14 protein-coding genes are annotated in these 15,629 nt (G+C 45.5%); 5 read left to right on the forward strand and 9 right to left on the reverse strand.

All coding sequences use genetic code 11. The features are described from left to right. Positions 1 to 35: 35 nt before the first annotated feature. From BLU80_RS08620 to proS, 4 genes are all read right to left on the reverse strand, one after another. A complete protein-coding gene (locus BLU80_RS08620; RefSeq protein WP_091396670.1) occupies positions 36 to 1,304 on the reverse strand; it encodes a competence/damage-inducible protein A in 1,269 nt (422 codons plus the stop codon). Between the two features lie 167 nt (positions 1,305 to 1,471). After that, positions 1,472 to 2,728 carry an MFS transporter gene (locus tag BLU80_RS08625; RefSeq protein ID WP_091396673.1) on the reverse strand — a complete coding sequence of 419 codons (1,257 nt, stop codon included), beginning with the start codon at positions 2,726 to 2,728 and terminating at the stop codon, positions 1,472 to 1,474. 284 nt (positions 2,729 to 3,012) lie between these two features. Then, complete coding sequence (locus tag BLU80_RS08635; RefSeq protein ID WP_091396679.1) at positions 3,013 to 4,053, reverse strand: Smr/MutS family protein; 1,041 nt, start codon at positions 4,051 to 4,053, stop codon at positions 3,013 to 3,015. 150 nt (positions 4,054 to 4,203) lie between these two features. Further along, positions 4,204 to 5,682: a proline--tRNA ligase gene (proS, locus tag BLU80_RS08640; RefSeq protein ID WP_091396680.1), complete on the reverse strand. Its 1,479-nt coding sequence runs from the start codon at positions 5,680 to 5,682 to the stop codon at positions 4,204 to 4,206. 307 nt (positions 5,683 to 5,989) lie between these two features. Here proS and BLU80_RS08645 point away from each other — a divergent pair, with 307 nt between their 5' ends. Next, complete coding sequence (locus tag BLU80_RS08645; RefSeq protein WP_091396683.1) at positions 5,990 to 6,946, forward strand: hypothetical protein; 957 nt, start codon at positions 5,990 to 5,992, stop codon at positions 6,944 to 6,946. Between the two features lie 188 nt (positions 6,947 to 7,134). Here the strand turns inward: BLU80_RS08645 and BLU80_RS08650 are convergent, their stop codons facing one another. Continuing rightward, positions 7,135 to 7,494, reverse strand: a complete 360-nt coding sequence (locus tag BLU80_RS08650; protein WP_091396686.1) for a DUF4870 domain-containing protein — start codon at positions 7,492 to 7,494, stop codon at positions 7,135 to 7,137. Between the two features lie 142 nt (positions 7,495 to 7,636). Further along, positions 7,637 to 8,899, reverse strand: a complete 1,263-nt coding sequence (locus BLU80_RS08655) for an aspartate kinase (protein WP_091396688.1) — start codon at positions 8,897 to 8,899, stop codon at positions 7,637 to 7,639. A 178-nt stretch (positions 8,900 to 9,077) separates the two neighbouring features. Between BLU80_RS08655 and BLU80_RS08660 the strand changes: the two genes are divergently transcribed. The 4 genes from BLU80_RS08660 (at position 9,078) to BLU80_RS08675 (ending at position 11,833) form a co-directional block, all read left to right on the forward strand. Next, positions 9,078 to 9,839 (forward strand): ABC transporter ATP-binding protein, encoded by a 762-nt coding sequence (locus BLU80_RS08660; RefSeq protein WP_091396691.1) that lies wholly within the window; start codon positions 9,078 to 9,080, stop codon positions 9,837 to 9,839. A 145-nt stretch (positions 9,840 to 9,984) separates the two neighbouring features. Further along, positions 9,985 to 10,566: a YfiT family bacillithiol transferase gene (locus tag BLU80_RS08665; RefSeq protein ID WP_244518829.1), complete on the forward strand. Its 582-nt coding sequence runs from the start codon at positions 9,985 to 9,987 to the stop codon at positions 10,564 to 10,566. Positions 10,567 to 10,631: 65 nt separating this feature from the next. Then, positions 10,632 to 11,231, forward strand: coding sequence for an NUDIX hydrolase (locus BLU80_RS08670; protein WP_091396694.1), 600 nt, complete (start codon positions 10,632 to 10,634; stop codon positions 11,229 to 11,231). Between the two features lie 26 nt (positions 11,232 to 11,257). Further along, entirely contained in the window at positions 11,258 to 11,833 is a 576-nt protein-coding gene (locus tag BLU80_RS08675; RefSeq protein ID WP_091396697.1) for an AAA family ATPase, read from the forward strand. A 111-nt stretch (positions 11,834 to 11,944) separates the two neighbouring features. Here the strand turns inward: BLU80_RS08675 and BLU80_RS08680 are convergent, their stop codons facing one another. The 3 genes from BLU80_RS08680 to miaA are packed head-to-tail and all read right to left on the reverse strand — an operon-like array spanning position 11,945 to position 15,618. Beyond that, a complete protein-coding gene (locus BLU80_RS08680) occupies positions 11,945 to 13,390 on the reverse strand; it encodes an APC family permease (RefSeq protein WP_091396700.1) in 1,446 nt (481 codons plus the stop codon). A 13-nt stretch (positions 13,391 to 13,403) separates the two neighbouring features. Beyond that, complete coding sequence (locus BLU80_RS08685) at positions 13,404 to 14,657, reverse strand: 3-deoxy-D-manno-octulosonic acid transferase (RefSeq protein ID WP_091396703.1); 1,254 nt, start codon at positions 14,655 to 14,657, stop codon at positions 13,404 to 13,406. Positions 14,658 to 14,661: 4 nt separating this feature from the next. Further along, a complete protein-coding gene (gene miaA, locus BLU80_RS08690; protein WP_091396705.1) occupies positions 14,662 to 15,618 on the reverse strand; it encodes a tRNA (adenosine(37)-N6)-dimethylallyltransferase MiaA in 957 nt (318 codons plus the stop codon). Positions 15,619 to 15,629 lie beyond the last annotated feature (11 nt).

Here is a 15,629-nt window from a genome sequence, read left to right on the forward strand (position 1 = left end):
CTTTTTCCGGGCCTGGAAAAGTACGATTAAGTTTGCTAACCTGGAAATTCAGGTAAGGGGTTTTCCGCTTCAATCAGTTTGCGTAACAGATTAAGCGCCTGTAGGGTAGTGGCTTCCCGGTTATGAAGCCGGTCATACCTGAAATGGCATAACTTAGTCACCACCTCCCGCTCGCTGGCTACTGCTATCCAGACGGTGCCAACGGGCTTATCCTCAGTGCCGCCCGTAGGTCCCAGTATGCCGGAAACGGCTATGCTATAATCCGCATGCATCAGTATACGGACTTGTTTGGCCATTTGTATGACGACCGGTTCGCTCACGGCTCCCTCCGTCTTTAGGACGGAGGCGGGAACTTTGAGCAAATTTTCTTTAACGGCATTGTCATAGCTGACAACGCTGCCATGAATATAGGCGGAGGCGCCGCTAAGGGCTGTTAACCCTGCCGCCAGATAACCGCCCGTGCAGCTTTCTGCCGTGGTCACTCTTTTATTAAACTTTATAAGCAGGGCGGCGATTAGTTCCGGCAGACTGATATCCTGATCGGTCACGACAATCTCGCTTAAACGCTCTTTAATCTGATGAAAATACGTATCGATTAGGCTGGAATCGCCTGACTGCAGGACTTCAGTCAGCCTTAACCGGACTGCCTGATGACCAGGCAGGTACGCTAATTTGATATTGCCGGGTAAATGATCTTCAATATCTGCAATGCGCTCTGCCACAAAGGATTCTCCCAGTCCCATGGTGGTCATGGTCCGGTGGGATACTTCCCCTAAGGAAAATTTTGTTTGAATCGCTTTTAAAACATACTGTTCTGTCAGCCCTTTCATTTCATAGGGAACACCGGGAAGGCTGAAAAAGAGCTTGCCCGCTCTTTCAAACTGCATGCCGGGCGCTGTTCCACGTGAATTCAGTAAAACGGTGCATACATCCGGTACCTCGGCCTGCTGAATATTGACCGGCAGCATGGGGCGGTTGGATTTTTCAAATATCCCTTTGATGATTTCCAGGGAAGGTTCATGCAGCACCAGTTTACCTCCGAAGTATTCATTTAGAATCCCCTTGGTTAAATCATCCTTGGTGGGGCCCAGACCTCCCGTGATAATGATAATGTCTGAACTGGCGGAAGCCTCATCCAGCGCCTGTAAAATATCCGTTTCATTATCGCCGATAAGCACGCGCCGGCTCACCCAGACCCCAATACTATTGAGTACCTGGCCCAGCCAAGCGCCGTTGGTATCGATGACCTGGCCAATTAGTAATTCATCCCCAATCGTTAGAATCGTAGCGGTTACACGCTGCATAGATGACTTATTAGTTGGGTGCAATTTACTAAAAAATAGGGTTTATGAAAATGAGAATGGATTAATTGTTAATAAGATAGATACGTATATGTATATTATTTTATTTGTAGATGCCGGCTTTTTAAAGCGCAACTGGCATGCTGCTGATATCACTTTTTTGGGGCAGACTATACTGCAGGTACCGCATCTTCTTCTATATAGTCCAGGTCTTTGTGGAAGGATTCCCTTAGGCGGCTGAGTGAAAAAAGGGCTATGGCCACCAGCAAAAATAGCATGATATAAGCTGCCGGAATCAGGGAGAATTTTTTGACAAATACCTCAAAAAGCAAGGTAATGGGGATCAGGGCGCCTCTGACAAAATTCGGGACGGTGGTGGTCACCGTGGCTCTTAAATTAGTCCCGAACTGTTCAGCTGCAATGGTGACAAAATTAGCCCAGTAGCCCACTCCAAGACCAATAATAAAAGCCAAATAGTTAAATTGTGTGGGAGTGATGCCTTTGTAATTCAGGTAATAGGTGCAGCTGCCCAGGGTAAACAGGCAAAAGATCAGAATGACTTTTTTTCTGGATTTCAGTAGCTGAGACAACAGTCCGGCTACCAAATCGCCAAAGGATATGCCAATATAGGCGAACATGATGCCGCTGCCCGCGTCCAGCACCCCTTTAGCCTCCAGATGCCTGCCGATTTCCGGGGCCTGGGTCAGTAAAATTCCTACGACAAACCACAGCGGTAAACCGATCAGTATACAATGGATATATTTGACCAGTCTGGATTTATTGCCAAGCAGCATGCCAAGGCTGCCTTTTTTGACCTGACTGTTTTTAGCGGTCTGCTCAAACATACCGGATTCAAAAATCCCCAGCCTTAAAAATAGTAATACGATGCCCAGCCCGCCCCCTACAAAATAGGCGTTGCGCCAGTCAAAATAATGGGAGACCTCTTTGGCCGCTACCGCCCCGAATAAACCGACCACAGCCACCATCATCGTACCGTAACCTCTTTTCTCCTTGGGCATGGTTTCGGCAACCAGGGTAATGCCGGCTCCCAGTTCCCCTGCCAGGCCTATGCCGGCAATAAACCGGATAAAGGCATACATATTTACATCCTGGACAAACCCGTTACAGATATTGGCGATAGAGTATAACAGAATAGACCCAAAAAGTACTTTTAAGCGGCCGTAGCGGTCGCCCATAACACCCCAGATGATACCGCCGATCAAGAGCCCGGCCATCTGCATATTAAGGATATATTCTCCCATCTGGCGCATTTCTCTTTCTAAAACACCGATATCCTTTAAACTCTGAATTCTGACAATGGAAAAAATCAGTAAATCATAGATGTCTACAAAATACCCCAGGGAGGCTACCAGGACCAGTAAAATGATGTTTTTGTTGCTATTGTTCTGTAGCGGACTTGCAGTCATAAAAGAAAATTTTCCAAATTTACCTCGTAATTTAAATACTGCTGGGTATTTTCCGGAAAAACTTCCACCGACTTGCAGGATTTATGTTCCTGAACAGGTAGGCTTGCAGCAAGGTGGGAGGGAGGTGCCGGCTTTGGTATTAGAAAAAATACCCGGACGGGAGTCCGGGTATGCGCAAGAAATTATCTATTTAAAAAAGTCCGGTTACGGGAAGTGGCATCAAAAAAGGTTGTTCTTTTTCAAAGCACAGGCACATGGCCTCCTTAAGAGCAGGACTTTTGTGATTAATACTGGAAAAATATTTCAGTTGCACCAAAGCCAAAACGGGCGTCGAACTGATTGACAAAACTTTTTACTTCTTTTCTGTTTTTGAGTAACTGATGAATTTCCTCCTTGAGTTTTCCTTTACCTACGCCGTGAATCACAATGAGATTAGGTTGACGGTTAATAACGGCGATCTCATACCATTTTTCAAACTCTCGTAGCTGGAGTTGCAGCATTTCAAAATGAGACAATCCTTTTGGATTATCCGTAATTTTATCAATATGCAGATCCACCACACTTCTGACGGCTGGCAGGGTCTCCTTAAATTTTTTGGCGGGTACTACCTTGTATCCCAGCTTAGTTAAGGAGCTTAGATCCATATTATCCGATGCTTTCACCTGTTTTTCCCTCGCCGGGTATTTTTCCAGTAAAGAATAGGAAATAGTCGGTTCGTTTTTGTCTTTAATCTCTTCAACCTTATTGAAAACCTGTCTGGGTTTTAATTTTAATTGCGTCTCAAAGTATTCTGCCCGGCTATCGTCTTTTTTACTCAGAGAGAATTCAACGGAAAAATGAGGATAGTCATTTAAATCGGAAAAGTCCATGTCGTGTATATAGACATCTTTATGGGCCAGTACTTCTGATTTTAGTTCAAAACTGACCTGTCCGTTTTTCTCATACTGATAGTAGTATAACAAATTATCGCTGGTCTGATTGACCAGGTAGACCTTAAAATAATCTACAATGTCATCCCCGAATTCATCCAGGGCATATTTGGGAAGCAGGGTCAGCCAGACACCGTTTTCCGCCTTGATATGATTGGTCTGGCTTTTTTTCTCTACCGGTATCTGGTCGATAAAAACCTTGTCTTTTTTGGGAGCCGGAACCACCGGTTTTTGAGAGAACCTTTTAAAATATGGAAAATCTATCTGATCGATATAGATGGGAAATTTAACGCCGCGTACTTCTACGATGACCATCTGGTCGTCCATGATTTCCAAGACACGTCCTTCTTCATTTGTTTGTAAGACCAGTATTTCGTCGCCAACTTGATATTTCATGAGGCAAAAATAATTATTTGTTCTGCAATAAAAAATTCAGCCGTTCCTCTCTTATTGGTTCTAAGAGAAACGGCTGATAAATAATACCTTGCATTGAGGATGCTATAGGCTGAAGCAAAAATGCAACAGGTTGTAACAGTAGCATCTACATTAATAAGCTCTGGCAAACAATACACGCTGTGTACTGGGTTTGCCACTGAGGATACAGGTGCCGGCCTGCTGCGGGTTGTCCAAGGGGATACAGCGGATCGTGGCCTTGGTCAGCTCTTTGATTTTTTCCTCGGTTTCAGCGGTGCCGTCCCAATGGGCTGCCAGAAAACCCGGTTTTTCGTCCAGTAAACGGACAAATTCATCCCAGGAGTCAACCGGAGTGATTCTTGACTGCTGAAACGCCTTCGCCTTATTGAAGATGCTGGATTGAATGGTATCCAGCAGGGTGACAATCTGTTCATCCAGCCCTTCCAAAGCGTAGGTTGCCTTTTCTCTGGTATCCCGGCGGGCTACCTCTGCCTGCTTGTTTTCCAGATCACGCATGCCGATGGCAATTCTAAGGGGAACGCCTTTTTTCTCGTATTCTGCAAATTTCCAGCCCGGTCTTTGATTGTCCGCATCATCATATTTCACCCGGACGCCCCTGGATTTTAATTTGTCGATAAAGGGAACGATAACTGCATCGATTTGCTGCTTTTGCTCCTCACCTTTAAAAATAGGAACAATGACCAGCTGAATAGGGGCGATTCGGGGAGGTAAAACCAGTCCCTCATCGTCACTGTGCGCCATAACCAGACCGCCAATCAAACGTGTGGATACGCCCCAGCTTGTGGCCCACACATAATCCAGTTTATTTTGTTTATCGGAGAATTTAACGTCAAAGGCCTTGGCAAAATTCTGACCCAGAAAATGTGAGGTGCCGGCCTGCAGGGCTTTACCGTCCTGCATCAGGGCTTCTATGCAATAGGTGTCGACTGCTCCTGCAAATCGCTCACTTTCACTTTTAACGCCTCTGATAACGGGCACAGCCATATATTGTTCAACAAAGTCTCCGTATACATGCAGCATTTTTACGGCTTCCGCTACGGCTTCCTCCTGGGTAGCATGGGCCGTATGACCTTCCTGCCATAAAAACTCAGCTGTCCGTAAAAACAGACGAGTCCGCATTTCCCAACGGACAACATTGGCCCATTGATTGATGAGCAGCGGGAGGTCTCTGTAAGACTGAATCCAGGTTTTATAGGTATTCCAGATAATAGCTTCTGAGGTAGGGCGCACGACCAGTTCCTCTTCCAGCCTGGCTTCCGGATCCACCATCAGTTTACCTTTGTTTTCAGGATCTCCTTTTAAACGGTAGTGGGTGACCACGGCACATTCTTTAGCAAATCCTTCCGCATTTTTTTCCTCTGCCTCAAAAAGGCTTTTGGGGACAAACAATGGAAAATAAGCATTCACATGACCGGTTTCCTTAAACATCCTGTCCAGTACATCCCTCATATTTTCCCAAAGTGCAAATCCGTAGGGTTTGATAACCATACAACCCCTGACTGCACTGTAGTCTGCCAGTTCTCCTTTGATTACCAAATCATTATACCATTGGGAATAATCCTCACTGCGGGATGTTATTTCTTTACTCATCTTATTTTGTGTTCAATAATATATTAATGTGATGCTGGTTTACTGTAGTTTATTTAACGATTTATTAAGTTTTAAAGATTAACTACTTGTCTAATAAAAAGTCTAATAAAATAGGTTGCAAAAGTACTAACTTCGCAGGTAATTTAACAACCTAAGGTTTAAAGTTTTGAATTTGACAAAAATAGCTTAAATTTAAGCAGTTTGTGTAGCAAAATGACTGATATTTACGTTATTAAAGTCGATGAAAGCAACCGGGCAACTGACAAGCAAAAATGAAAAAAGCGCCCGTGCATTAAAATATTGAACAATGAAAACTAAATTATTAACCGTCGGTATTGTGGCTCTTCTAATGGGAAGTTGTACGGTTGTCTATCAGGCAAGACCTGAGGATAGTTATGCCCGTAACAATCCCAATCAGTATAATAGCGATCAGTATTATAATCCTAATGATCAGGGGGATGACCTGGATGGCTATGATGAGAGTTGGGATGCAGATACCTCTGCCGGAGAAGAGCCCAAAATAGATTTTAACAGTGGAGCCTATGATAATGGCTATGTATATAATCCGGCTTATTTCGGCGCTAACTTCTATGCCGGTAATCCTTTCTGGGGATTAGGCATGTATAGTGGCTGGGGCTGGGGATCTCCCTGGGGCTGGGGTGGCTATTCACCCTGGGGCTGGGGGATAGGCATCGGCTACGGCTGGGGCGGTTATTACGGCTGGGGTAGTATTTACACCGGTTGGGGCGGCTTCTATGGATGGCCAGGTTACTATGGCGGTTATTGGGGATATCCCTACTACGGCGGGGGTGGATATTATGGCGGTGGCTGGGGGTATTCTCCTTATATAGTACGCAGGGCCACCCGGCATTCCAATCTGGTCACAAGAGATGGTCAGACCTTTGCCAGAACCTCTGCTGCAAGTCGTTGGTCTTCCAACAGGGATATGAATGTCAGCAACACAAGAGGTGTTCGTTCTTATCAGCCGTCTATCAGAGATGCGAGCAACAGCCGTTCAAGATATGAGCCCGCTAACCGGACTTACTCACAAAACGGAAGTGGTAATACCATCCGTCGTACCGAACCTACAACCAGGAGTTACACGCCTGCCAACAGAAATACGACACCTTCCACGAGAAGCTATACACCTCCGACCAGGAGTTATACACCGGCAACAAGAAGTTACTCTGCCCCTAGCAGAAGCAGCGGCGGTGGCGGCGGTGGTGGTGGCGGAGCTACGAGAAGCTCTGGCAGAAGCAGATAGTTGTAACTCAGGTTATAGATAGGCCTGAATAAAATATAAAACGATAAAAAAGCGCATGCCCGTTACCAGAGAAGGATAACGGGCATGCGCTTTTTTATCAGGCACTCCCAGCCATTACGCCTGCTGTAAACACCAGGTAAACGAAATAGCTGAAGCAGATGCAATGGTGCACACAATCAGGCCTGCTTTTATTTAATAAGTCTTAAGGCAAAGGGGTACCGATAGAGTTTGCCTTCTGAGGCCTTGATGGTAGCTACTACCACCAATACGACATCAATGATTCCAATGACCCAGAGTAGCAGGATCCCTACAATAGAGATAAACAGAATAATGCTGACAATGGCCAGCGTAATCTGAAAGTTGAGTGATTCCTTGGCATGTTCACTAACAAAGGACGATTCATCTTTTTTTACCAGATAAATAATTAAAGGCCCTAAAAAGGCACTGATAAATGTAATGATATGCGCCAGAAGTCCCAGGGTCTTTTCGTCCTGTGTGGGCGGCGTGGCCGGTTGGGTATCATGACCCAGGATAGAGCTATTTTCCATAATTTAAGCTTTTATTTGAATTAAAGTTAGCATAAATATGGATGCTGCCCCTAATTCCTGGAAAAAATACCGGATTTAGGGGAGATCGCCGTCCGCTGAATTTGAGTGGCTATAAGGATGGCTATGGGCGCCTGGTTCTTTTTTATTTATACAGCACCTGTAAATGGGCTTCATTTTGCTGATAAAGAACCGGCTGTTTACCGGTCAGATACCGGGCTCTAGCCTCCTCAGTAAAGTGACGGATGGTAAAAAGGTTCAAATCTTTTTGCACCTGCACATCAAAAATTTCACTGGCCTTCGTGGCAAACTGTTCAATTTTATCACTGTGGTCATCAATGGCAACCTGTAAGGTAATGGCGCCCGTATGGATCAGACTTGGCTTAATCTTTAACTCCCTGAATATTTTATATAACCGGCTCATGGGCTTTTCTTCCATAAAAGAAAAATCAAGGGTTCTTAAATGGATCAGCGCCTGGTGGTGCTTATGAATTAAGATCGGCGGCAGGCCCGTGGTCGTATGCTGATTAATGACGGTGCCCGGTAATCCGGTGTCCAAAAAGCATTTAACATAAAGAGGAATGCTTTTGTTTTGCAGTGGCTTAATGGTCTTGGGGTGGATGACCTGTGCACCATAATAGGCCATTTCTATGACTTCCCGGTAACTGAGCTGTGGCAGATAGACAGCTTCCGGAAACTGTTTGGGATCCGCATTCATAATTCCTTCCACATCTTTCCAGATGGTAAGGCTTGTGGCATTTAATATATTGGCAAATATGGCGGCGCTGAAGTCGCTGCCTTCTCTGCCCAGCGTGGTATTTTCACACTGATCGGTAGAACCGATAAATCCCTGGGTAAGGACAAAGTTGTTGCTTTCAAACAGCGGTAACAGTGCGGTCTGGGTAGCCTGAGTGGTGAAATCCCAATCTACAACTCCTTCCTGAAAATGATTGTCCGTCCTTAAGACATCTCTGACATCCAGCCAATGATTCGGGATTTTAAATTCTTTGAGGAAATAGCTGATAATACAGGTACTCATCAGTTCTCCTACACTTACAATCTGATCATAATAATAACTGAATTCTCTGACGGGTTTATCATGCAATAACCATTCTACCTCGGTGAAAAAATCAGCCAACTGGGCAATGCAGGGATTAAATTCCAGCACCAGTAAGTATTTAGCGAGCGTCAGATGTTGTTTACGGATATCTGCGAAAAGCCTGAGCGCGTCTTCTTTTCTGCCTTCAAAAAATGCTTCGGCCACCGTTTCCAGTGCATTGGTGGTCTTGCCCATCGCAGAAATAATAATCAGGGTCTTTTCTTCCCCGGATTGTTCTAATATCTTTCCGACATGTTTTACATGGTCTACGTCCTGGACACTGGCTCCGCCAAATTTATATACCCGCATGATTTGATGTATGAACTTTGAGATGATAATTGTATCGCTGGCAAAAATACAGGATGAGGCGGACTATTTGATGAATTTACAGCAGCAAAGCTGTCAATAGCGGCAAAATCTATTACGAACAAGCGTTAAAAAGGCCTAAAGCAGTCGGCATTCCAAAAATATCAAGTAATTTGCGCCCATGGTAGAGCCTATTATTTCAGTGCGGGATTTGGTGAAAAATTACGGTGATTTTAATGCCGTTAAAGGGATTTCCTTTGACGTAATGCCGGGAGAAATATTCGGACTGCTGGGGCCTAATGGCGCCGGCAAGTCAACGACCCTGGAAATCATTGAAACCCTGCGCCCTAAAACCAGTGGTAAAGTAGTGGTGGATGGCATCGACCTGGATGTGAATCCGGGGGCTATCAAGAAAATCATTGGCGTTCAGCTGCAGGCTGCCGGGTATTACCCGGGGCTGAACCTGCAGGAATTGGTGGAAATGTTTGCCGGATTATACAACCAGAAAGTGGACCCCTTAGTGCTTCTGGACACGGTGCAATTAAGAGAAAAGGCAAAAAATAAGTTCAAACAGCTCAGCGGAGGACAAAAACAAAGATTTTCCATTGCTACCACACTGATTAATAAGCCCAAGATTATTTTCCTGGATGAGCCGACAACGGGACTCGATCCGCAGGCCAGACGCAATCTCTGGGAACTGATCCGGGAGATCAAGTCCAAGGGGACGACCGTTATTCTGACCACGCATTACATGGATGAAGCCGAGTTTTTATGCGACCGGATCGCGATTGTTGATGCAGGAAATATTATTTCCCTGGATACGCCGGATCAGATGATAGATGATCTGGTGGCCACCGGTTTTGAAAGACCTAAACAGGTTAAAATGGCCAATCTGGAAGATGTCTTTTTACACCTGACCGGTAAAACGCTCAGAGATATATAGCAGGAAAAGCAGGACGCATGCTTTTTACATTACCTGCCTGGGTAATTATACGGCCAGTCGGCATGAAATTGGTTTGAAAGCATCAGGGCTACCATGCCCGTGCGGTCACTATTGAATTATCTAAACCTATCATATAAAACCCTGGATGATGCCTACTTTAAATATCCTTTCAACAAATGGCCAAGTGCCTGATCCTGATCTGGAAAAACTACGGTATCCTATCGGGCAGTTTGAAAAAAGGCCTTTTAGTGAGACCCAGAAAATGAAGTGGATTTCTGATATTCAGTCTTTGCCGGCGCTTATGGAACTGGCTGTGCAGAGCCTGGATGCTCCGGCCCTGCATACACCCTACCGTCCGGGCGGGTGGACGATTCATCAACTGGTTCATCACGTGGCAGACAGTCACATGAATGCGTATATCAGACTTAAAATGGCGCTGACGGAGCATCGTCCCGTTATAAAATCCTATGAGGAACATTTATGGGCGGAACTGGAAGATACCAAGGCACTTCCCGTAAATATTTCCCTTACCTTACTACATAGCCTGCATTTGAGATGGGCCAAGATTTATGAATCCCTCAAAGAGACGGACTGGGATAAAGTCATGATCTATCCTCAGGATCAAAAAGAGGTGGATCTGTGGGAACATTTAGGCTTATATAGCTGGCACGGCAGACACCATCTGGCACATATCATGGAGTTAAAGGACCGGATGGGCTGGAGCTAGCAGATTGTAAAATGACTTATTTTTGAATTTGAATTTTTTTATATCATCATTATTTTTAGACGCAAATGGCAGCACCCGATAAAAATAAAGAACAGGCAATCGACGATCCCCTGAAATGGAAAGTACTGGACTCAAGTTATCTATTTAAAGAGAACTGGTTTACGGTCAGAAAGGATACATGTGAAAGAGCAGACGGGAAAATTATAGATCCTTATTATGTATTTGAATTTCCGGAGTGGGTGACAGCCCTGGCTGTTACGGCCGAGGATAAAGTCTTAATGGTCCGTCAGTATCGCCATGCTTTGGGAGAGGTAGGCCTGGAGCTACCCGGAGGATGTGTGGATGACACGGATGAAAACTTTGAGGATGCCATCCGCAGAGAATTGCTGGAAGAGACCGGATATGCATTTGAATCGGCTCATTATCTGGGCAAGATCTCCGCGAATCCTTCCACCAACAGCAACCTGATGCATATGTTTGTGGCTACGGGCGGAAGAAAGATTAAGGAGCAGGAGCTCGATGAAAATGAAGAAATTGAGGTGTTGGAACTGAGTTTTGAGCAGCTGATTACCTTAATTGAAGAAAAAAGAATTAACCAGGCGATGCACATCTCCACTATTTTATATGGACTGCGATACTTGGGAAAATTAAGCCTGAATCCTTAGCGCCGTTTTTATCCGATTATAAGTACATGTTGCATACCCCCTTAAAAATTGTGGTGATTGGTCCGGAGAGTACGGGCAAATCTGTTCTTTGTCAGCAGTTGGCCACACATTATGGTGCCTTATGGTGTCCGGAATATGCACGTAGTTACCTGGAACAAAATCAAAGGGATGGCCATTACACCCGGGCGGATCTGCTGGCGATTGCAAAAGGGCAGCTGAAGGCAGAGGATCTGGTGGACAGCCAGGCCAGGCAGCTGAAGGATGCAATGATGCTGATTGACACGGATATGTATGTCATGAAGATATGGAGCGAATTTGCCTTTCAGCACTGTGATCACTGGATTCTGGAGCAGATAGCAGTGCGTCATTATGATTATTACCTTTTATGTGATATTGATCTGCCCTGGGCGCCGGACCCTTTAAGAGAATACCCTGATCCGGCAATGCGGCAAAACCTTTTTAATCATTACCTGGACCTGTTAATGCATCAGCAGACACCTTTTAGTATCATAAACGGGCAGGGAGCAGCGCGCTTACATAAGGCCATTGGTGTAGTAGACAGGGAAGTGCTAAAGGCCGGTCCGGACTTATATAAAGGATAACTGACTGGTCGCCTGCAAAATCAAAAGTGCCCTGTTTGATCAACAGGGCACTTTTGATTTTGTAAAGGCTTTGGAAATAATACCTGCCTTCAGGGAACAGACGAAGAGCGGTTAGCCTTCTTCCTGCTGCTGCTTGTCGGAGGATGCGGGTTGAAGGACATTGTTTTTTCTGGCCATATAATATAACGGGAATCCGATGGCTACGATAATCAGACCACCAATCACATAATCTCTGGTGTAAAAAACAAGCAGGATACAAAAGGCCGCACTGATTAATACATAAATGGCCGGAAGCACAGGATATAGGGGTGCCTTATAAGGCCTATCAGCGTTCGGCATTTTTTTGCGGAGCCTGAAAATACCGATGATGGTCAGCATATAAAATAATACCACTACAAAGGAGACCATATTTAAAAGATCACCGTATTTACCACTCAGGCAAAGCAGACTGGCAACAATACACTGGATCCACAAACCGAACTCCGGTACTTCATGTTTATTGAGGCGTCTGGCTTTTTGGAAAAACAGACCGTCATTGGCCATGGTGTAATAGACTCTGGCACCGGCCAGAATCAGCCCGTTATTACAACCGAAAGTAGAAATCATAATCATGACGGCAATAATCAGGGTACCAGCCGGACCGAAGGCCTGCAAGGAAGCCGCAACGGCTACCCGGTCATTGGTGGCGTAAGCGATATCATGTAAGGGTAGTACGGCCAGATAAACGACGTTTACGGCCAGATAAAGCAGGGTTACCATAAGGGTGCCTAAAAATAGACTGAGTCCTACATTTCTTTTAGGGTTTTTGACCTCACCTGCGATAAAGGTGACGTTTTCCCAGGCCACACTGCTGAACACGGAGCCGACCATGGCCGCCGCTACCGCTCCAAAGGCGGCCATCATCGTATATTCACTGAAACTGCCATCGGCATTCAACATATGCAGGTCCAGTGCGTTTTGCCAGTTGGCTGTCCAGACATCGGATTTAAAAGCCATGAAGCCAAATAAGATGAGTCCCGCTAAAGACAGGATTTTTACAATGGTAAAGAAGGTCTGAATAATCTTTCCGTTGCGGATACCTTTGGAATTAATAACGGTCAGTAATATGATAATGGCAATGGAGAGCACCTGAGCGGCGCTGATCTGAAATTGCCCCAGGGTCAGCATAATGACATTTTCGCCTACTTCAGGAAACAGGTAAGCCGTAAACTTACTAAAAGCCACGCCGACAGCGGCAATGGTGCCGGTCTGAATGACCGAGAAAAAACTCCATCCATATAAGAAACCGACCAGCGGGTTATAGGCTTCTTTCAGATACACATACTGGCCGCCTGCCTTTGGAAACATGGAACTCAACTCACCGTAACTGACGGCCGCAAGGATGGTCATAACGCCAGTGATCACCCAGACCAGAATCATCCAGCCGGCGCTGCCGACGTGGCGGGTAATATCTGAGGATACAATAAAAATACCGGAACCAATCATAGAGCCTGCCACGATCATGGTGGCATCCATCAGGTTCAAAGAATGTTTAAAAGCCGGTTTTTGTTGCTGCATATTGCTTAGAAAATTAAGGAATAAGGTTTTGATCAATAAATGTAAGAATCTTATTGGTTGCGCCTGCACTTTGCCGGATAAAATCTGCGGCGGCCCTGGAGGCACTTTGATAGAGCGGCTGGTCACTGAGCAGGTCATTAAAGGTTTGTTCCAGCTCCAGTACGTTATCTACAGGAAAGGCGGCCCCTGCTTTTTCCATTTCAACGGTCTCTTTGAAGTGCTCGTAAACGGGCCCAAAAACAACAGGCTTTTCATAAACGGCAGCTTCCAGGGTGTTATGAATCCCGTCTTTGCCAAATCCGCCACCTACAAAACAGATCCTGGCATAATGATACAGCCTTTTGAGTTTACCTATATTGTCGATGATAAGTATATGCCTGTCGGCGAAGGCTTCCGGTTGTAAAAGATATTGACTGTATAAGATACTGCCCGGATAAAGCTCCAGGCAATCTTCCAGTCTGTTCGGATGAATTTCATGAGGGGCGATAATAAATCTGATCTCCGGATGAGAGGCGGCGTAATGCCTGATTTCATTATCGTCCTCCGGCCAGGTACTGCCGGCTACTATTACAGGACTGCTCTGGCAGAACTGATCTATTTTCTCGATGGGCGTCCAGTTATTTCTGACGGCTAATACGCGGTCCACCCGGGTGTCACCCGTCCTGGTTACCGCCTGGATGTGGATGGATTCCAGTAAGCGGACAGAGTTGTCGTCCTGAACGAAGATATGACGGTAAAACCTGAGCATTTTGATGTGCAATAAAGAACCGTACCACTTAAAGAAGGGCTGATCCTTTCTAAACAAGGCACTCACTAATATTAACGGGATTTTTCTGTCATGGACTGCTTTCAGGTAAAAATACCAGAATTCATATTTTACAAAAACAACCAGTTTGGGTTTTGTGATACTCAGCCAGCGCTTTGCATGATAGTGGCTGTCCAGCGGAAGGTAAAAGATCCAGTCCGCGCCTGTATAGTTTTTGTGGATTTCATAACCGGAAGGAGAAAAAAAGCTGAGTAGGATCTTATGATCCGGATGGCGGTCTCTTAGGGCTTCCAGTAATGGCCGGCCCTGTTCAAATTCCCCTAAAGAGGCGCAGTGAAACCAGATAACGGGAGCTGTATTTCCTTTAAAAGCCTTGGAGAGCCTTTTAAAGATGCTTTTGCGCCCCTGATACCATAGCCGGGCTTTTTTATTAAAAACCGAAGCGATTTCTACGCCTGAGGCATATAAAAATAATAATATTCTGTACAGAATAAGTCCCATTCAATTAATGTTTAATACGAGATTGAATACAATTTAGGATTTTTTCCTTATCTGCCGGGGAAAACCAGAGAAAATCTTGCTGCTTTTTAAACCAGGTCACCTGCCTTTTGGCGTAATGACGTGTGTTCTGTTGAATTTTTTCCCGCACCTGGTCCAGCGTACAAGCCCCTTCAAAATAGGGATACCATTCCTTATAACCCACCGTTTGCAAAGCGTTTAGATGACGCATGGGATAAAGATGTTGAACTTCCTTTTCCAGCCCCTCTTTTATCATGATATCTACCCGGTCATTAATGCGTTCATATAAAACTTCCCTGGGTAAATCCAGCGCGATACTGATGACCTGAAAGTCCCTTGGTTGCTTTTGTTGCTTGCGATAAGTCATAATAGACTCACCGGTAGCGCGGATAAATTCCAGCGCACGCATGAGCCTTTGGGGATTCATCTGTTCGGCCGACTGCCAAAATAAAGGGTCTTCCTTTTGAACGGCCCCCTGCAGCCAACTGAGTCCGGAAGTGTGATAGGCGAGTGTGACTGCTTCTCTGAGCTCAGGTGGAATGGACGGCATAATATCCATGCCTTCTGTCAGCGCCTTAATATATAACCCCGTGCCGCCGACAACCAGTACCACAGAATGCTTTTTAAAAAGTTGATCCAACTCCCTGAGGCCATAGGACTCGTACCAACCCGCGTTCAGGTTTTCCTGAATATCGTGCGAGGCGATAAAGTGGTGGGGGACGGCTGCCAGTTCTTCAGGGCTTGGTCTGGCTACGCCAATATTTAGCTGTTTGTAACACTGCCTGGAGTCTGCCGACAGTATTTCTGTTTGAAACTGTCGGGCCAGCCAGATACCTAAGGCCGTCTTTCCCGAAGCCGTAGGCCCGGCCAGGACAACCAGTGTTTTCCCTGACAAGGCAGGCGGCTGTGAGGCATTTAAATTCGGCGCATCGGTTTTTTTCATAAGATCCGTCT

Origin of the sequence: Arachidicoccus rhizosphaerae (assembly GCF_900107765.1) — a bacterium.
GTDB classification, from domain to species: domain Bacteria; phylum Bacteroidota; class Bacteroidia; order Chitinophagales; family Chitinophagaceae; genus Arachidicoccus; species Arachidicoccus rhizosphaerae.

Excerpts from the sequence above, each read along its gene's own strand:
- BLU80_RS08620 (WP_091396670.1), bottom strand. The coding sequence starts at position 1,304 with ATGCAGCGTGTAACCGCTACGATTCTAACGATTGGGGATGAATTACTA.
- BLU80_RS08625 (WP_091396673.1), bottom strand. The coding sequence starts at position 2,728 with ATGACTGCAAGTCCGCTACAGAACAATAGCAACAAAAACATCATTTTA.
- BLU80_RS08635 (WP_091396679.1), bottom strand. The coding sequence starts at position 4,053 with ATGAAATATCAAGTTGGCGACGAAATACTGGTCTTACAAACAAATGAA.
- proS (WP_091396680.1), bottom strand. The coding sequence starts at position 5,682 with ATGAGTAAAGAAATAACATCCCGCAGTGAGGATTATTCCCAATGGTAT.
- BLU80_RS08645 (WP_091396683.1), top strand. The coding sequence starts at position 5,990 with ATGAAAACTAAATTATTAACCGTCGGTATTGTGGCTCTTCTAATGGGA.
- BLU80_RS08650 (WP_091396686.1), bottom strand. The coding sequence starts at position 7,494 with ATGGAAAATAGCTCTATCCTGGGTCATGATACCCAACCGGCCACGCCG.
- BLU80_RS08655 (WP_091396688.1), bottom strand. The coding sequence starts at position 8,899 with ATGCGGGTATATAAATTTGGCGGAGCCAGTGTCCAGGACGTAGACCAT.
- BLU80_RS08660 (WP_091396691.1), top strand. The coding sequence starts at position 9,078 with ATGGTAGAGCCTATTATTTCAGTGCGGGATTTGGTGAAAAATTACGGT.
- BLU80_RS08665 (WP_244518829.1), top strand. The coding sequence starts at position 9,985 with ATGATGCCTACTTTAAATATCCTTTCAACAAATGGCCAAGTGCCTGAT.
- BLU80_RS08670 (WP_091396694.1), top strand. The coding sequence starts at position 10,632 with ATGGCAGCACCCGATAAAAATAAAGAACAGGCAATCGACGATCCCCTG.
- BLU80_RS08675 (WP_091396697.1), top strand. The coding sequence starts at position 11,258 with ATGTTGCATACCCCCTTAAAAATTGTGGTGATTGGTCCGGAGAGTACG.
- BLU80_RS08680 (WP_091396700.1), bottom strand. The coding sequence starts at position 13,390 with ATGCAGCAACAAAAACCGGCTTTTAAACATTCTTTGAACCTGATGGAT.
- BLU80_RS08685 (WP_091396703.1), bottom strand. The coding sequence starts at position 14,657 with ATGGGACTTATTCTGTACAGAATATTATTATTTTTATATGCCTCAGGC.
- miaA (WP_091396705.1), bottom strand. The coding sequence starts at position 15,618 with ATGAAAAAAACCGATGCGCCGAATTTAAATGCCTCACAGCCGCCTGCC.